The organism is Sphingopyxis sp. SE2 (genome assembly GCF_032227185.1).
Classification (GTDB): domain Bacteria; phylum Pseudomonadota; class Alphaproteobacteria; order Sphingomonadales; family Sphingomonadaceae; genus Sphingopyxis.
This window is the reverse complement of the sequence record NZ_JAPMXW010000001.1, coordinates 587,065-602,670: the sequence shown is the minus strand read 5'-3', so window position 1 is coordinate 602,670 and position 15,606 is coordinate 587,065. Positions and strand designations below refer to the sequence as shown.

Genomic DNA, 15,606 nt, shown 5'->3' with positions numbered 1-15,606 from the left:
AGCAGCCCCCAATACCGGACGCGGTTTCGGCGGTTGGTTGGTGCCGGCTCGACCGAAGCCACATCAAAAAATAGGCACGTCTTGTCGCTGGACCGGCGTCTCATCCTCATCGTCGGCTTGATTGCGATCCGGCATCAGGAATTTCACCGTTTCGACGCAGCCCGACGCGCCCCGCGCCGAAGGCACGACGCGGCCGCTGCGCACGATTGAGATCGCCTGCCCGCCGAAATCCGCCGACGGCTGCGCTTCGAGCAGCTTGACATTGCCCACCTCGCCCCACGGCGCGACGTCGAACGAAACCATCGCCCAGCCCTCGATCGCGCGCTTGCGATAGGCGGTCGGATAAGAGGTCGTCGGCCGGCTCGCCCACTCGATCTTTGCCGGACAAGCGGCGTTCGCGGGGCGCATCGCCGCCTTGTCGGGCCGTTCGGGCGCCGCAATCTTCGCCGCGCCGCGCCAATAGGGATAGAGGCAGCCCGTCCGCGCACCGCCGGTGAAGCGCGACGCCCGCACCGCCTCGATCGCGGCGGTGTCCAGTTCGTCATTGCCGGTGCCATGCGCGATCCGCACATTGACCGGGGTCCCTTCATCATCGGTGTCATAGGTGACGAGCGACCAGTCGCGCACGCCGGGAGTCGCCTTCAGCTTCGCAAAATCGGGACGCGCGCGCAGCAGCGCGACCGGGCGCGGCTTGTCGCGGCAATCGCCGGCGGCGGCGAAGCGGTCCCAACCCGCCTTGGGCAATCTCGGCCCGGTCGGAAAGATCGAATAGGCGGCGATGTCGGCGAGCGGCGCCTGCGCCAGCGACGCGAATTGCGGCGAATAGCTGATTTCGCAATTCGCGCGCGGCGCCCCCGCGGCAAAGCGGCTCGCCGCCAGCGCCGGGCCGATATCCTGCCCGAAGGGCGAAACGCTACCGCTGTCGCGCACGATCGAGTGCGTGCGCCCCGCACCGTCGATTGCGAAACGATAGGATATGGGCTTGATCCGCTGCGGGTCCATCGTCGCCACATCGACGCCGGGGCGCAACGCCGTGCCCGGAACCGCCGCGCCGTCGCAGCGGATCTCGCCGGGATTCCACGCCAGCAGTTGCTGCGAATAGGCGGAATTGCCGGTGACGGGCGGCGCGGGCGCCGCAGCCGGCAGGAAAGCGAACAGCAAGGCGGCGTCCAACATCGAGCAATCCCCCGTAAACTCGCCGTCAGACTAGCGCGATTGCGGGGGCTTACAAGGTTGAAAAGCCGCAGAATTGATTGCTATCGCGTACGCTCCTCCGCCAGCCGTTTCTCGAGCCGCTTGCGCGAGCTGTCGGCATAGGCGCGGCACGCGCCCGGCGCGTCGTTATACCGCCCCGGCCCCGCATTGTCGGGATGCGCCGAGATCAATATGTCGCACGGCATCGCGTCCATCTTGCGATAGCTTGCGGCAAACCCCTCGACAAAGGGCGCGCCGGCCTTGGAGGTGAAGCGATAGCCGTCGGCCGACACCGGATTGAGGCTCGACCCAAAGACCACCGCCTTGCAGACGCGGCCCTCACACGCGCGCCAGCGCCAGCTCATGCTGCCCATCGTGTGCCCCGGCGTCGCGACCGCGGTGATCGCGGTCTTGCCAAGCTTAAGCACCTCGCCGTCCTTGACGACGCGTACCCGCTCCACCGCCGGCCAGCTGCCGCCATAGCCGAGCTGCGGATCGTCGTCGGCGTGCTTCCCCATGCGCAGCCCCTCGGCACCGCGCGCGCTCGCCACCACCGTCGCGCCGGTGTCGCGCGCGAGCGCCGCGAGCCCGCCGGCATGGTCGAAATGCGGTTCGGTGCTCAGAATAAATTTGATGTCTTTGGGGTCGAACCCCAGCTTCTGGACATTGGCGAGGATCGCGGGCGCCGCCTGCGGCAGCGCGCCGTCGACCAGCACCAGCCCGTCGCCGGTGTCGATCAGCGCGACGCTCATCCCCGCGAAACCGACAAGATAGGTCTTACCGAAAATTTTCTCCGGTTCCGCAGGCGCCAGCCACCCGGCCGATCGCGAGGTCTCGATCGGCTGCGTCAGCGGATCGACCGCCGGAACCGGCGCCCCGCTCACACCCGCGAGCCAGGCGAACAGGCTGATTGCATCGAACATTTTCGTCTCCCTTCGTCCCCGGAAATGCCCGTTCGCCGGCCCGACGACAAAGCATCATTTCTCGACAAAGCCATAAGAATAATTAATGACGGGTCATGGACCGCGCCCAGCTCCCGCTCAACGCCCTCCGCGCCTTCGAGGCGGCGGCGCGCCACCTCAACTTCACGCGCGCGGGGATCGAGCTCCACGTCAGCCAAGGCGCGGTCAGCCATCAGGTGGCACAGCTCGAACGCCGCCTCGGCACGCGCCTTTTCCACCGCCTGCCGCGCGGCCTCGCGCTCACCGACGAGGGCCATGCGCTCGTCCCCGTCGTCGCCGAGGCGTTCGACCGCGTCGCCGCGACACTCGATCAATATGCGGACGGCCGCTTCCGCGAGGCGCTCAAGGTCGGCGTGGTCGGCACCTTCGCGACCGGCTGGCTGCTGCCGCGGCTCGATGCCTTCGCGCGCCTGAACCCGTCGATCGACCTGCGCATCGCGACCAACAACAACCGCGTCGACCTCGCGGGCGAGGCGCTCGACTATGCGATCCGCTTCGGCGACGGCGCCTGGCACGGCACCCATGCCGAGCCGCTGCTCGCCGCGCCGCTGGCACCGCTCTGCGCCCCCGCGATCGCCGCGCGCCTCCAAAAACCCGCCGACCTGATCCCCGAACGCCTGCTCCGCTCGTACCGCGCCGACGAATGGGCGCTCTGGTTCGCCGCCGCCGGCGTGCCCGTCCCCGTCCTGCGGGGCCCCGTTTTCGACAGCTCGGCGCTGATGGCGGCCGCCGCCGCTTCGGGCCACGGCGTCGCGCTCGCGCCGCCCTCGATGTTCGCGCGCGAGCTTGCCGCCGAGCTACTCGTCCAGCCCTTCGCGGTCGCGATCGACGCCGGCCGCTACTGGCTCACCCGCCTGATGTCGCGCCCCGAGAGCGACGCGATGCGGCGGTTCCGCGCGTGGCTGACCGAAGAGATGGCGGCTCCCGAAGCCGCGTAGATCAACGCAAAGTTAACAATGTAAATATTGCCGCCGTCAAAGATAACACCATTAACATCGGCGGCAACTATTCCCCCGGAATGCGCAAAATCTTCGCCATCGCCTTGCCCTTGGCGAGTTCGTCGATCAGCTTGTCGAGATAGCGGATTTCCTTCATCAGCGGGTCCTCGATCGTCTCGACCCGGATGCCGCAGATCACCCCCGTGATCAGCTCGCGCGCCGGGTTGAGCTTCGGCGCCGCGGCAAAGAAATCCTCGAAACTCGTGCCCTTCGCCAACTCGCCCTCAAGCGCCTTCTGACTATAGCCCGTCAGCCAGCGGAAAATCTCGTCGACCTCGGCCTTGGTGCGCCCCTTCTTCTCCGCCTTGGCGATATAATGCGGATACACGCTCGCGACGCTGATCGAATAGATGCGGTGCTTGGTCATGGGCTTCTCCCGCCAGCATCATAGTGGGCCGCAGCGCGATCGTCACCCCGATGTCGGCTATGGGGTGGAGAGCGGACATTCCACAACCGTCGCCCCCGCGAAGGCGGGGGCCGCTAGCGGCCTTACTCAGCGGCATTGTGTAAAACGACAGCGGCCCCCGCCTTCGCGGGGGCGACGGCTAGGTTCGGTCGTTTGCTGCCGCTACCCCTACCCCATCACCCACTGCCGCCGCGAATAGCCCTGCGCCCACAGCAACGCCGTCAAATCATGATGCCGGATCACCGCCGCCGCCGCCTCGCCCGCCGAGGGGTGCGGATAATAGCCGATCCCCAGCCCCGCCGACGTGATCATCGGAATGTCGTTCGCGCCGTCACCCACGGCCAGCGTCTCGGCGAGCGGCAGGCCGTGGCGCGCCGCTTCGGCCTTCAGCGTCTCGAGCTTCGCCGAACTGTCGACGATCGGCTCCAGCACCTTTCCCGTCAGCTTGCCGCCTGAAATCTCCAGCTCGTTCGCGACGACCTTGTCGAAGCCGATCGCCTCGGCCACCGGCCCGGCAAAGGGCATGAAGCCGCCCGACACCAGCACCGAATATGCGCCATGCGCCTTCATCGTCTGCACCAAGGTGCGCGCGCCGCGCGTCAACCGCACACGCTCCATCCGGCAATCGACCAAAGTCGTTTCGGGCATCCCGCCGAGCAGCCCGACGCGCTCGGTCAGCGCGGCGCGGAAATCGAGCTCGCCGCGCATCGCGCGTTCGGTGATCGCCGCGATCTGCGGCTTCAGCCCCGCATAATCGGCGAGTTCGTCGATGCACTCGACGGTGATCATCGTCGAATCCATGTCGGCGATGATCAGCTTCTTGGTGCGGTCGCCCAGCGGCTGGACGACGATGTCGAGCGCGCCATGATCCATATGCGCCAGTTCCTTGCGCGCGCTCACCAGACTGCCGTGAAAGACGATGTCCGCCGCGTCATGCTCGTCGAGCCAGTGCGGCGCGCCGACATCGTGTCCCGTCGCCGCCAGCCGGTCTATACCTTCGCGAACCACCTCGTCGGTCAGCTTCCCGGCTGCTATCAGCGTCGCGACGAACATGGCATCTCCTTCTTTCTCGACCGCCAAAGCGCGGCTGCCCGTGGCACTTATCGCCGGACCCACCGCCAGCGGCAAGAGCGCTTTGGCGGTCGCGCTCGCAAAAACGCTCGAAAATGGGATCGTCGTCAATGCCGACGCGAGCCAGGTCTACGCCGACCTCGCGATCCTTTCGGCGCGCCCCACCGCGGAAGAGATGGAGGGCGTGCCGCACCGCCTGTTCGGCCATGTCGACGCCGCCGAAGCGCATAATGCCGCGCGCTGGGCGGCCGAAGCGCGCAATGTCATCGCCGAGGCGCATGCTGCGGGCCGGGTCCCGATCCTCGTCGGCGGCACCGGCCTTTACCTGCGCACCCTGCTCCATGGCATCGCACCCGTCCCCGAAATCGACCCGCGCGTCCGCGAAGCCGTCCGCGCGCTTCCGGTCGCCGAAGCCCATGCCGCGCTGGCGATGGCCGACCCCGCCGCCGCCACCCGCCTCAACCCCGCCGACACCACGCGCGTCGCGCGCGCGCTCGAGGTCGTGCGCGCGACCGGCCGCACTCTCGCCGACTGGCAGCAGGCGCGCGAAGGCGGCATCGCCGATACCATCGCCCTCGCCCCGCTGATCCTCCTCCCCCCGCGCGACTGGCTTCGTACCCGCTGCGATACCCGCCTGATCCAGATGTTCGAGGGCGGCGCGATCCAAGAAGTCGAAGCCCTGCTCGCACGTCACCTCGACCCCGATCTTCCCGCGATGCGTGCGATCGGCGTGCCGCAGATCGCTGCTTTTCTCCGCGGCGAAATCAGCCGCGCCGACGCGCTCGAAGCGGCGCAGGCGGCGACCCGTCAATATGCGAAGCGCCAATATACGTGGTTCCGCCACCAGCCGCCCGCCGATTGGTCGGGCCACGAAGAGTCATTAAACGTCGATTCTATTGATCAATTAGCAATAAAATTACGTGATAGTCTGTTGACAGGATAGAATCATACACCTATTGCCCGCAACCCTGTTGCAGCGCACAAGCGCGGCACTTTTGCGTTGAAAGGAGTTTCGTCGTGACGGAAATGAGTGGTGCCGACATGGTGGTTCAGGCGCTGGTCGACCTCGGGGTCGATACGGTGTTCGGCTATCCGGGCGGCGCGGTCCTTCCGATCTATGACGCGCTCTACAAACACCCGACGATCAAGCATATCCTCGTCCGCCACGAACAGGCGGCGACCCACGCGGCAGAGGGCTATGCGCGCTCGACCGGCAAGCCCGGCGTCGTGCTCGTGACTTCGGGTCCCGGCGCGACCAATGCCGTCACCGGCATCACCGATGCGTTGCTCGATTCGATCCCGATGGTCGTGCTGACGGGGCAGGTTCCGACCACCTTGATCGGCACCGACGCCTTTCAGGAATGCGACACCGTCGGCATCACGCGCCACTGCACCAAGCATAATTATCTCGTGATGGACCCCGACCGTCTCGGCCCGATCATGCACGAGGCCTTCCATATCGCGACGCACGGCCGCCCCGGCCCGGTGGTGATCGACATTCCGAAGAATGTGCAGGTCGCGACCGGCACCTATTCGGTGCCCGAATTCATCCAGCACAACAGCTATCGTCCGCAGGTCGAACCCGACGCCGATGCGATCGCCCAGGCGATCGACATGATCGCCGCGGCCGAACGCCCGATCTTCTACACCGGCGGCGGCGTGATCAACGCGGGGCCGGATGCGAGTGCGGCGCTGCGCCAACTCGTCAGCCTGACCGGCGCGCCGATCACCTCGACGCTGATGGGGCTCGGCGCTTTCCCCGCCGACGATCCGAAATGGCTCGGCATGCTCGGCATGCACGGCACCTATGAATCGAACATGGCGATGAACCGCGCCGACCTGATCATCGCGGTCGGCGCGCGCTTCGACGACCGCGTCACCGGCCGCCTCGACGCCTTCGCGCCCGAGGCGAAGAAGATCCACATCGACATCGACCGCAGCTCGATCAACAAGATCGTCCCTGTCGACCTCGCGGTGGTCGGCGACGCCGGCCGCGCGCTCGACGCGCTGATCGCCGCGTGGCAGGCCAAGGGGCACAAGGCGCGCGACCTCGGCGAATGGTGGCGCCGCATCGACGGCTGGCGCGCGACGCGCTGCCTAGACTTCCCCGAAAAGAAGGAGCCGGACGCCGACATCATGCCGCAGCGCGCGGTGAAGGCGCTGTTCGACGCGACGCGCGGCCGCGACCCGATCATCACGACCGAGGTCGGCCAGCACCAGATGTGGGCGGCGCAGCATTTCGGCTTCTCGGCGCCGAACCGCTGGCTGACCAGCGGCGGGCTCGGCACGATGGGCTACGGCTTCCCCGCCGCGGTCGGCGCACAGATCGCCAACCCGAACCGCCTCGTCATCTGCATCGCGGGCGAAGCTTCGCTCCAGATGAACATCCAGGAAATGGGGACGGTCAGCCAGTACCGCCTGCCGGTGAAGATCTTCATCCTCAATAATGAATGGATGGGAATGGTCCGCCAGTGGCAGGAACTTACTTACGAGAGCCGCTATTCGAACAGCTATTCGGACAGCCTGCCCGATTTCGTGAAGCTCGCCGACGCTTACGGCTGGACGGGGCTGCGCATCGACACGCTGGGCCAGCTCGAGGAGGGCATCGCGAAGATGATCGACACGCCGGGACCGGTGATCGTCGACTGCCGCGTCGCCAAGCTCGCCAACTGCTTCCCGATGATCCCGTCGGGCGCGGCGCACACCGACATGATCCTCCAGCCGAGCGACGTCACCGGCACGATGGACGACGAAGCGAAAGCGCTGGTGTGATGCGGCAGAACCGCAATTTTCTCCTCCGCTGGGAGGGGTCGGGGGAGGGCCTGTTCGCCAGCCCCGCCCCGCAGACATGCCCTCCCCTAGCCCCTCCCGCAAGCGGGAGGGGGAAAGAAAAGTCATGAAAATCACCACCGAAGCCGGCGAGCGCCATGTGCTCGCCATCACCGTCGATAACGAGGCCGGGGTGCTCGCCAAGATCACCGGGCTGTTCACCGCGCGCGGCTACAATATCGAAAGCCTCACCGTGGCCGACATCAGTTCGGACCATGCCTTGAGCCGCATCACGATCGTCACCAACGGCCCGCCGCCGATCATCGACCAGATCATCGCGCAGCTCGACCGGCTCGTTCCCGTGCACCGCGTGGTCGATCTCAACGACGCGGGCGAAGCACATGTCGAACGCGAAATCGCGCTGGTCAAGGTCGCGGGCACCGGTGACAAAAGGATCGAGGCGCTGCGCATGGCCGACGTGTTCCGCGCCAAGGTCGTCGACACGACGCTGTCGAGCTTCATCTTCGAAATCACCGGGACGAGCGACAAGGTCGACCGCTTCATCGCGCTGATGCGCGAATGCGGGCTGGTCGAGGTCGGCCGCACCGGCGTCGTCGCCATCGCCCGCGGGCCGGAGGCGCTCTAGAGTTTACGCATTGGGTTTCAACTATTGGCGCCCCGGATCACGTCCGGGGTGACGGAAGAAGAATAGGGAAGAATGACATGCAGGTTTATTACGATCGCGACGCCGACCAGGATCTGATCAAGGGCAAGAAGGTCGCCGTCGTCGGCTACGGCAGCCAGGGCCACGCCCACGCGCAGAACATGCGCGATAGCGGGGTGAAGGAAGTCGCGATCGCTCTCCGCCCCGGCTCGCCGACCGCGAAAAAGGCCGAAGCCGCCGGCTTCAAGGTGCTTTCGAACAAGGAAGCCGCCGAATGGGCCGACGTGATCATGATCGCCGCCCCCGACGAGCATCAGGCAAAAATCTACGCCGACGACATCGGCCCGAACATGAAGCCCGGCGCCGCGCTCGCCTTCGCGCATGGCCTCAACATCCACTTCGGCCTGATCGACGCGCGCCCCGACATCGACGTCTTCATGGTCGCGCCCAAGGGCCCCGGCCACACGGTGCGCAGCGAATATCAGAAGGGCGGCGGCGTCCCCTGCCTGATCGCGGTCGCGCAGGAAGCGCAGGGCGCGGGCGCCTCGGGCAACGGCTTCGCCAAGGCGCTGGCCCTCAGCTACGCCTCGGCCGTCGGCGGCGGTCGCAGCGGCATCATCGAGACGACCTTCAAGGAAGAGTGCGAAACCGACCTTTTCGGCGAACAGGCCGTGCTCTGCGGCGGCATCACCCACCTCATTCAGGCGGGTTTCGAAACGCTGGTCGAGGCGGGTTACGCGCCCGAAATGGCCTATTTCGAATGCCTCCACGAAACCAAGCTGATCGTCGACCTCCTCTATGAAGGCGGCATCGCGAACATGCGCTATTCGATCTCGAACACCGCCGAATATGGCGACATCAAGACGGGCCCGCGCATCATCACCGACGAAACGAAGAAGGAAATGAAGCGCGTCCTCGCCGACATCCAGTCGGGCCGCTTCGTCAAGGACTTCGTGCTCGACAACCAGGCCGGCCAGCCCGAACTCAAGGCCAGCCGCAAGGCCGCCGCAGCGCACCCGATCGAACAGACCGGCGAAAAACTCCGCGCGATGATGCCGTGGATCGCCAAGAACCAGCTCGTCGACAAGTCGAAGAACTGAACCGCTTGCAAACCCCTCCCCTTCAGGGGAGGGGCAGTGAGACTTGCGGGCTTGCCCGCTAGTCGCAACGGGGTGGGGTCCATCGGCCTCGCGCAAGGTTTCGAGACCCCACCCCAACCCCTCCCCTGAAGGGGAGGGGCTTTTGACAAGGGTCCCGATGACCGACCAGCCTCGCCCCTTCACCGCCCACCGCGCCGACCTCGCCGCGCTCGCGGAGCAGGGCCGCCGCCGCGCCCTCGCTCCGCGCGCAGGCCGCGATTTCGCGTCGAACGACTATCTCGGCCTCGCCGCCTCCGACGTGCTGCGCGACGCGCTCGCCGCCGGCATCGCGCGCGGCCTGCCAGCAGGCTCGGGCGGTTCGCGCCTGCTGCGCGGCAACCACGCCGAACATGAAGCGCTCGAAGCCCATGCCGCGCGCCATTATGGCAGCGAGGCCGCGCTGTTCTTCGCCACCGGCTTCGCCGCCAACGCCGCATTGTTCGCGACGCTGCCGCAGCGCGGCGACCTCGTCGTCCACGACGAGCTGATCCACGCGAGCGCGCACGACGGAATGAAGCTCGGCCGCGCCGGCCATGTCGCCGCCGCGCATAACGACGCGCAGGCGTTCGACGACATCATTTTGCGCTGGCGCGCCGGCGGCGGCGCGGGAACGCCGTGGATCGCGGTCGAAAGCCTCTATTCGATGGACGGCGACCGCGCCCCGCTCGCCGCGCTCGCCGACGTCGCCGACCGCCACGGCGCCGTACTCGTGGTCGACGAAGCGCATGCCACCGGCGTCTTCGGCCCCGGCGGCGCCGGCCTCGCGCACGCGCTGCCGCGCCGCGACAATCTCGTCACCCTCCACACCTGCGGCAAGGCATTGGGCGCCGAGGGCGCGCTGCTCTGCGCCCCCGCGATCGCGTGCGACTTCCTCGTCAACCGCGGCCGCCCCTTCATCTTTTCGACCGCGCCGTCACCGCTGACGGCGTGGCTCGTCCGGCAGGCGATCGAGATCGCCGCGAACCAGCCCGAGCGGCAGGCGCGCCTCCACGCGCTCGTCCGTCACGCCGCCGAGCGCCTCGTCCCGCTCGGCATCCCCGCCAGCGGCACCCAGATCCTGCCCGTGATCATCGGCGATAACGAGCGCGCGATGCGCATCGCGGGCAGCCTGCGCGACGCAGGCTTCGACATTCGCGGTATCCGCCCCCCGACGGTGGCCGAAGGGACCGCGCGCCTGCGCATCGCGATCACGCTCAATGTTGACGAGGATAACATCGACGATATGGCCGACGCGCTCGCGCAGGCGATGGCCACGGCATGACGCGCTTCGTCGTCACCGGCACCGACACCGGCATCGGAAAAACCGTCTTTTCCGCGGGCTTGGCGCAGGCGACCGGCACGCCCTACTGGAAACCGATCCAGTCGGGGCTCGACGAGGAAACCGACAGCGAAGTCGTCGCGCGCCTCGCCGGCGTGCCGATCCGCCCCGAAGCCTACCGCCTCGTCACCCCCGCCTCGCCGCATATTGCCGCCGAAATTGACGGCGTCAACATCGACCTCGAAACGCTGACCCCGCCCCCCGGCGACCTGATCGTCGAGGGTGCCGGCGGCGCGCTCGTCCCCGTCGCGCGCACCACCCTCTACGCCGATCTCTTCGCCAAGTGGCAGGTTCCGGTGATCGTCTGCGCGCGCACCGCACTCGGCACGATCAACCACAGCCTGTTGACGATCGAGGCGCTCCGCGCCCGCGGAGTCCCAATCCACGGCCTCGCCTTCCTCGGCGATGCGGTCGAAGACAGCGAGGCGATCATATCCGAAATCTCGGGCGTCCGCCGCTTGGGCCGCCTGCCGATCATCGATCCGCTGAACAGCGAAACACTGGCGGATGCTTTCGCGGCCAACTTTGATCTCGCAAACTTTCGATAGATATTCGTCATCCCGGCGAAGGCCGGGATCCCACCGATGCGAAAGAATGCGAGGTCGAGATCCCGGCCTTCGCCGGGATGACGATATGAGATAGAGCGCCCTTATGACGCAGAACTCCACCTCCCCCGTCTGGCACCCCTTCACCCAGCACGGCCTCGGCGATCCGATCCCGCTGATCGCCCACGCCAAAGACGCCAAGCTCTACGACGCGCACGGCAATAGCTGGATCGACGCCATCTCGTCATGGTGGGTCACCACTCACGGCCACGCCCACCCGCACATCATGGCCGCGATCCGCGCCCAGACCGAAAAGCTCGATCAACTCATCTTCGCGGGCTGGACGCACGAGCCCGCCGAAAGCCTTGCCGCCGAGCTGGTCCGCATCACCCCCGCCCCGCTCACGCGCGTCTTCTTTTCGGATTCGGGGTCGACCAGCGTCGAGGTCGCGCTCAAGATGGCGCTCGGCTATTGGTACAATATCGGCGAAGCGCGGAGCCGCATCCTCGTCCTCGAACATGGCTATCACGGCGACACGATCGGCACGATGTCGGTCGGCGCGCGCGGCGTCTACAACCGTGCGTGGCAGCCTTTGCTGTTCGACGTCGACACCATCCCTTTCCCGCACGAGGGACTTGAGCAAGCGACGCTCGACGCGCTCGAAGCCGCCTGCGTCCAAAAGCCCGCGGCCTTCATCGTCGAACCGCTCATCCTCGGCGCCGGGGGTATGCTCGTCTATCCCGCATGGGTGCTCGCCGAAATGCGCGCCATCTGCGCCCGCTACAATGTCCTCTTCATCGCCGACGAAGTGATGACCGGCTGGGGCCGCACTGGCACGCGCTTCGCCTGCGATTCTGCGGGCGTCATCCCCGACATCGTCTGCCTGTCGAAGGGCCTCACCGGCGGCAGCCTGCCGCTCGCGGTCACCCTCTGCATCGAGCCGATCTTCGAAGCCCATTTTTCGGAAGACCGCGGCAAGGCGTTCTATCATTCAAGCAGTTACACGGCCAATCCCATCGCCTGCGCCGCCGCGAACGCCAATCTCGAAATCTGGCGCGACGAGCCGGTTCAGCAGCGCATCGATGCGCTCGCCGACGCGCAGGCCGCGCATCTTTCGCTGCTCAGCCACGACCCGCGCGTTCAAAACCCGCGCCGTCTCGGCACGATCGCCGCGCTCGACATCGCCGTCCCCGACGCGGGTTATCTTTCGAATCTCGCCCCGCGCCTGATCGCTTTTTATCGCGACCGCGGCATCCTCCTCCGCCCGCTCGGCAACACGCTCTATGTCATGCCGCCCTATTGCATTACGGCGGACGAACTGGCGCAGGTCTGGAACAAGATCGCGGCGTCGCTGGACAGTCTCGGGAGCTCTCCGGGCTAAGATCGGCCTTCGATCCTCCCTGTGGCGAAGCCATGGGGAGGTGGCAGTGCGAAGCGCTGACGGAGGGGCCTATGGCGCACCGTCGCGGCCCTTCCACCACCGCCGGCGGCGGCGGTCCCCCTACCCATCGCTTCGCGACAGGGAGGAGCTTAGGACAGCCTCCCCCAAAAAAACGGGGCGAGCCAAAAGGCCCGCCCCGTATATCTTGCCTGCCATCAAGGCTTACAGGCCGTCGGTCGCCTTGCTGACCAGAATATTCACCGCGACGCGGCGGTTCTGCGCCTTGCCTTCGGGGGTGGTGTTGTCCGCCGCCGGGTCGGCTTCGGCCATGCCCGTCGGGGTCAGCATCCGATAGGGTTTCCAGCCGCAGGCCTGCTGCAGATGGTTGACCACGCGGCCGGCGCGCTTTTCACTCAGGACCTGATTGAATTCCTGGCTGCCGGTCGAATCGGTGTAGCCGACGACGAGCAGCAATGCATTGTCCATGCCCTCGGCCTGGTTCGCCGCGTTGCAAAGATCGGCCTTCGCCTGTTCGGACAGCACGGCCTTGCCGGTGTCGAAGTTCACGTTCGTCGTGCCCTTGACATTATACTGGTCGATGTCGCCGACGCGGCCGCGCAGCGCCTCGGTCGCCGCCGTCTGTTCGGCAAAGCGCTGGTCGGTGCCGGTGTGGATCATCGACGCGGTGCGCAGGTCCTTGCTCTTGAGGTTGACCTCGTTCGCGACCAGTCCGCCGTCCCACTGCAAGGTGTCGACGCTGACCGGCAGACCGTTAAGCAGCGAATTCGCCGCGAGCTTGTCGCGGTCAAGGCCCAGAAAGCCGCCGCTGCTCTTGATCTTGGTATATTCCGCGATCGCGATCGCCGTGTTGTTGCCGTCGGCGGTCGTGACCTGCATACGGCCGTCGCTGCGCGCCGAGATGATGCCTTCGACCTTGGGTCCCTTGGTCATCTGGTCGGGCGAAGGCAGCTGGCCGTAAACGGTCGTCATGACTTCGCCATTCGTCTCTTGCGCCTGCTCCTGCGCCTGCGCCGCCAGGCCGCCCGTCGCCGGTGCGGCGAGCAGCGCCAGCATCAGCATCGCGCCTGAACTCTTCGAAACGGCACCCATACCCTACTCCTTCAATTGAACCAGCTGCCCCCGCAGCTCGAGCCCGCCCCTTGACGTGGCCCGTTCTGGCACATGAATACTCGTGGACCGGGCGAAAGTTGCGCAGGTCGTCGGCCGTTTCGCACGGCAAGCCGATAAGACCATGTCGCATAAACGAAATTTTTTTCGCTCGCGGATCGATAACAGGGGAAGCGGCGAACGAAAATCCCGCTCCCCTGCCCGGCCTCACTCGCCGAATTTGGCGTCGTCGGGCATCGCCACCCAATTTTTTTCCGCCGCCGCGATAAAACCCGCGCGGTCCTTGTCCCACTTCGCCTTCACCTCCTGATTGAAGTTCAGGTAAAGCTTGCCGTCGACGATCGCATAGGCGAACGGATCGCCCGGCGCGAGATAGCCGCGCGACATCGCCCACGCGCAATGGCCGCCATATTGCGGCATGAACGCCGCCGGATCGGCCCGGAATTTCGCGGCATGTTCGGCGCTCGCGAAATGATAGACCGCCCCGTCATGCTCGACGGCAAAGGCCGCATCGCCCTTCACCGGCACGCCTTCCTCTTCGAAATAACTTACCGGATCATAGCCGCTCACCGCAATGTTTCCACCGTCAACACCGACATAGACCGGCTTCGCATAGGCCTGCGGCGTGAACGCCGCGACCGACAGCGGCGCGAGCACCGCGGCGAGCAGCGCGAAAAAGGCTTGGTTTTTCATAAGCAATCTCCATCTGGAAGGCATCGGCCCCGCGCCGGCCCCGTCGCCACCCAGTTCGCGCCGAAAGCGCAAAGGGTTACGGCAATTGTTGCGGGGGGCAGTTCGGCTTAGGTTCATCTGCGGCGCTCCATCTGCAATGCAGGGAACCGGGGCTTGGGAACGCGATTTTGTGACGAAGAAAAAAGGCGGCCTCCTCCCCCTTCTCGCGGCGCTCGCGCTCGCCGCGCCGGCGCTCGCGCAAGAGGACGGCGGCAGCCTCGCGCAATCGGGCACGCCCCCCGAGCGCACCTCGATACTCTATACTTACGGCGACGAACCCTGCCCCGAGGCGCAGGAGGGCGAGATCGTCGTCTGCGCCCAGCAGCCCGAAACCGAACGCTACCGCGTGCCCAAGGAATTGCGCGAGGAGCTGAAGGAGGACGAGGCTGTCGGCGGCGGCAGCTGGGCCTCGAAGGTCGAGGGCTATGAAAATGTCGCGCGCGCGAGCCGCCCGAACAGCTGCTCGCCCGTGGGGTCCTATGGCTTCACCGGCTGCGCCGCCGCGGCGCTGCGCGACTGGTTCGAGGCGCGCCGCGCGCCTTGACGCCCGGCGCGACGCAAACTGAAACCCTGCGTTTCTCCGCCGCTTGTTGACGCCGTCCCTCGCCGTCGCCTAGCTTCCGCTTCCCCAACAGGAGATTTTTCATGCGCCGCATTGCTCCCCTTGCCGCTATCGCCCTCATCGCCGCCGTCGCGACCCCGATCGTCGTCGCGCAGGGCGGCTCCGCCCCCGGCGCGCCCGACAAGTCGCGCGTCACCGCGGGCACCTATGCCGCCGACCCCGGCCACACGATGGTCGTGTGGGAAGTCGACCATCTCGGCTTCAGCAAATATAGCGGCATCTTCGGCGACGTGACCGGCACGCTCGTCATCGACCCCGCCAACCCCGCCGCCGCCAAGGTCGATGTGACCATCCCGGTGTCGAAGGTCACCACCGCCAGCGCCGGGCTCACCAGCCACCTCCTCCGCCCCGGCAAGGACGGCGGCAAGCCCGACTTCTTCGGCGCCAATCCCGCCGACGCCAAATTCGTCTCGACCAGCGTCGTCGTCGATGCCGACGGCGACGAAGCCAAGGTCACCGGCAACCTCACCCTCAACGGCGTGACCAGGCCCGTCACCCTCGACGTCGATTTCCACGGCGCGGGCATGGGCATGACCAAGAAGGAAACCGTGGGCTTCGAAGCCGAAACCACGATCAAGCGCAGCGATTTCGGCGTCTCGATGGGCATTCCGATGGTCAGCGACGAAGTCGAACTCGAAATCCACGCCGCGTTCGAAAAGCAGTAAGCGCGCATCCAA

16 protein-coding genes are annotated in these 15,606 nt (G+C 66.5%); 10 read left to right on the top strand and 6 right to left on the bottom strand.

The features are described from left to right. Window positions 1-63: 63 nt before the first annotated feature. Together OVY29_RS02705 and bla are read right to left on the bottom strand one after the other, a co-directional pair. A complete protein-coding gene (locus OVY29_RS02705; RefSeq protein WP_313910809.1) occupies window positions 64-1,176 on the bottom strand; it encodes a TonB family protein in 1,113 nt (370 codons plus the stop codon). A gap of 80 nt (window positions 1,177-1,256) precedes the next feature. After that, window positions 1,257-2,117, bottom strand: a complete 861-nt coding sequence (gene bla / locus OVY29_RS02700) for a subclass B3 metallo-beta-lactamase (RefSeq protein WP_313910808.1) — start codon at window positions 2,115-2,117, stop codon at window positions 1,257-1,259. A gap of 95 nt (window positions 2,118-2,212) precedes the next feature. On the opposite strand from bla, the gene OVY29_RS02695 reads away from it, so the two are divergent. Further along, a complete protein-coding gene (locus OVY29_RS02695; protein ID WP_313910807.1) occupies window positions 2,213-3,094 on the top strand; it encodes a LysR family transcriptional regulator in 882 nt (293 codons plus the stop codon). A gap of 67 nt (window positions 3,095-3,161) precedes the next feature. On the opposite strand, the gene OVY29_RS02690 is transcribed toward OVY29_RS02695, so the two are convergent. Both OVY29_RS02690 and serB read right to left on the bottom strand, forming a co-directional pair. Further along, window positions 3,162-3,521, bottom strand: coding sequence for a DUF2200 domain-containing protein (locus OVY29_RS02690; RefSeq protein WP_313910806.1), 360 nt, complete (start codon window positions 3,519-3,521; stop codon window positions 3,162-3,164). 207 nt (window positions 3,522-3,728) lie between these two features. Next, window positions 3,729-4,613, bottom strand: a complete 885-nt coding sequence (serB, locus tag OVY29_RS02685; RefSeq protein WP_037554773.1) for a phosphoserine phosphatase SerB — start codon at window positions 4,611-4,613, stop codon at window positions 3,729-3,731. Here serB and miaA point away from each other — a divergent pair. The 7 genes from miaA (at window position 4,612) to OVY29_RS02650 (ending at window position 12,447) form a co-directional block, all read left to right on the top strand. After that, a complete protein-coding gene (miaA, locus tag OVY29_RS02680) occupies window positions 4,612-5,574 on the top strand; it encodes a tRNA (adenosine(37)-N6)-dimethylallyltransferase MiaA (protein ID WP_313910805.1) in 963 nt (320 codons plus the stop codon). The two genes, serB and miaA, sit on opposite strands and share 2 nt — an antisense overlap. A 74-nt stretch (window positions 5,575-5,648) precedes the next feature. Then, on the top strand, window positions 5,649-7,403 hold the full coding sequence (gene ilvB, locus OVY29_RS02675) for a biosynthetic-type acetolactate synthase large subunit (RefSeq protein ID WP_313910804.1): 1,755 nt from the start codon (window positions 5,649-5,651) through the stop codon (window positions 7,401-7,403). Window positions 7,404-7,527: 124 nt separating this feature from the next. Further along, the gene (ilvN, locus tag OVY29_RS02670; protein WP_037554769.1) at window positions 7,528-8,046 is read left to right on the top strand and encodes an acetolactate synthase small subunit; all 519 of its coding nucleotides are present in this window, start codon (window positions 7,528-7,530) and stop codon (window positions 8,044-8,046) included. A gap of 77 nt (window positions 8,047-8,123) precedes the next feature. Beyond that, window positions 8,124-9,164: a ketol-acid reductoisomerase gene (gene ilvC / locus OVY29_RS02665; RefSeq protein ID WP_037554768.1), complete on the top strand. Its 1,041-nt coding sequence runs from the start codon at window positions 8,124-8,126 to the stop codon at window positions 9,162-9,164. A gap of 157 nt (window positions 9,165-9,321) precedes the next feature. Continuing rightward, a complete protein-coding gene (locus tag OVY29_RS02660; RefSeq protein ID WP_313910803.1) occupies window positions 9,322-10,464 on the top strand; it encodes an 8-amino-7-oxononanoate synthase in 1,143 nt (380 codons plus the stop codon). Further along, window positions 10,461-11,069 carry a dethiobiotin synthase gene (gene bioD / locus OVY29_RS02655; RefSeq protein ID WP_037554766.1) on the top strand — a complete coding sequence of 203 codons (609 nt, stop codon included), beginning with the start codon at window positions 10,461-10,463 and terminating at the stop codon, window positions 11,067-11,069. The genes OVY29_RS02660 and bioD overlap by 4 nt, the downstream gene beginning before the upstream one ends. Window positions 11,070-11,172: 103 nt before the next feature. Further along, complete coding sequence (locus OVY29_RS02650) at window positions 11,173-12,447, top strand: adenosylmethionine--8-amino-7-oxononanoate transaminase (RefSeq protein WP_037554765.1); 1,275 nt, start codon at window positions 11,173-11,175, stop codon at window positions 12,445-12,447. A 222-nt stretch (window positions 12,448-12,669) separates the two neighbouring features. On the opposite strand, the gene OVY29_RS02645 is transcribed toward OVY29_RS02650, so the two are convergent. Together OVY29_RS02645 and OVY29_RS02640 are read right to left on the bottom strand one after the other, a co-directional pair. Beyond that, window positions 12,670-13,557, bottom strand: coding sequence for an OmpA family protein (locus OVY29_RS02645; RefSeq protein WP_037554764.1), 888 nt, complete (start codon window positions 13,555-13,557; stop codon window positions 12,670-12,672). Window positions 13,558-13,782: 225 nt separating this feature from the next. Next, entirely contained in the window at window positions 13,783-14,268 is a 486-nt protein-coding gene (locus OVY29_RS02640; protein WP_037554763.1) for a YHS domain-containing (seleno)protein, read from the bottom strand. A 169-nt stretch (window positions 14,269-14,437) separates the two neighbouring features. Between OVY29_RS02640 and OVY29_RS02635 the strand changes: the two genes are divergently transcribed. Then, window positions 14,438-14,851 (top strand): hypothetical protein, encoded by a 414-nt coding sequence (locus OVY29_RS02635; protein ID WP_037554821.1) that lies wholly within the window; start codon window positions 14,438-14,440, stop codon window positions 14,849-14,851. A 101-nt stretch (window positions 14,852-14,952) separates the two neighbouring features. Beyond that, a complete protein-coding gene (locus tag OVY29_RS02630) occupies window positions 14,953-15,594 on the top strand; it encodes a YceI family protein (protein ID WP_313910802.1) in 642 nt (213 codons plus the stop codon). Window positions 15,595-15,606: the final 12 nt, after the last annotated feature.

Excerpts from the sequence above, each read along its gene's own strand:
- OVY29_RS02705 (WP_313910809.1), bottom strand. The coding sequence starts at position 1,176 with ATGTTGGACGCCGCCTTGCTGTTCGCTTTCCTGCCGGCTGCGGCGCCC.
- bla (WP_313910808.1), bottom strand. The coding sequence starts at position 2,117 with ATGTTCGATGCAATCAGCCTGTTCGCCTGGCTCGCGGGTGTGAGCGGG.
- OVY29_RS02695 (WP_313910807.1), top strand. The coding sequence starts at position 2,213 with ATGGACCGCGCCCAGCTCCCGCTCAACGCCCTCCGCGCCTTCGAGGCG.
- OVY29_RS02690 (WP_313910806.1), bottom strand. The coding sequence starts at position 3,521 with ATGACCAAGCACCGCATCTATTCGATCAGCGTCGCGAGCGTGTATCCG.
- miaA (WP_313910805.1), top strand. The coding sequence starts at position 4,612 with ATGGCATCTCCTTCTTTCTCGACCGCCAAAGCGCGGCTGCCCGTGGCA.
- serB (WP_037554773.1), bottom strand. The coding sequence starts at position 4,613 with ATGTTCGTCGCGACGCTGATAGCAGCCGGGAAGCTGACCGACGAGGTG.
- ilvN (WP_037554769.1), top strand. The coding sequence starts at position 7,528 with ATGAAAATCACCACCGAAGCCGGCGAGCGCCATGTGCTCGCCATCACC.
- ilvC (WP_037554768.1), top strand. The coding sequence starts at position 8,124 with ATGCAGGTTTATTACGATCGCGACGCCGACCAGGATCTGATCAAGGGC.
- OVY29_RS02660 (WP_313910803.1), top strand. The coding sequence starts at position 9,322 with ATGACCGACCAGCCTCGCCCCTTCACCGCCCACCGCGCCGACCTCGCC.
- bioD (WP_037554766.1), top strand. The coding sequence starts at position 10,461 with ATGACGCGCTTCGTCGTCACCGGCACCGACACCGGCATCGGAAAAACC.
- OVY29_RS02650 (WP_037554765.1), top strand. The coding sequence starts at position 11,173 with ATGACGCAGAACTCCACCTCCCCCGTCTGGCACCCCTTCACCCAGCAC.
- OVY29_RS02645 (WP_037554764.1), bottom strand. The coding sequence starts at position 13,557 with ATGGGTGCCGTTTCGAAGAGTTCAGGCGCGATGCTGATGCTGGCGCTG.
- OVY29_RS02640 (WP_037554763.1), bottom strand. The coding sequence starts at position 14,268 with ATGAAAAACCAAGCCTTTTTCGCGCTGCTCGCCGCGGTGCTCGCGCCG.
- OVY29_RS02630 (WP_313910802.1), top strand. The coding sequence starts at position 14,953 with ATGCGCCGCATTGCTCCCCTTGCCGCTATCGCCCTCATCGCCGCCGTC.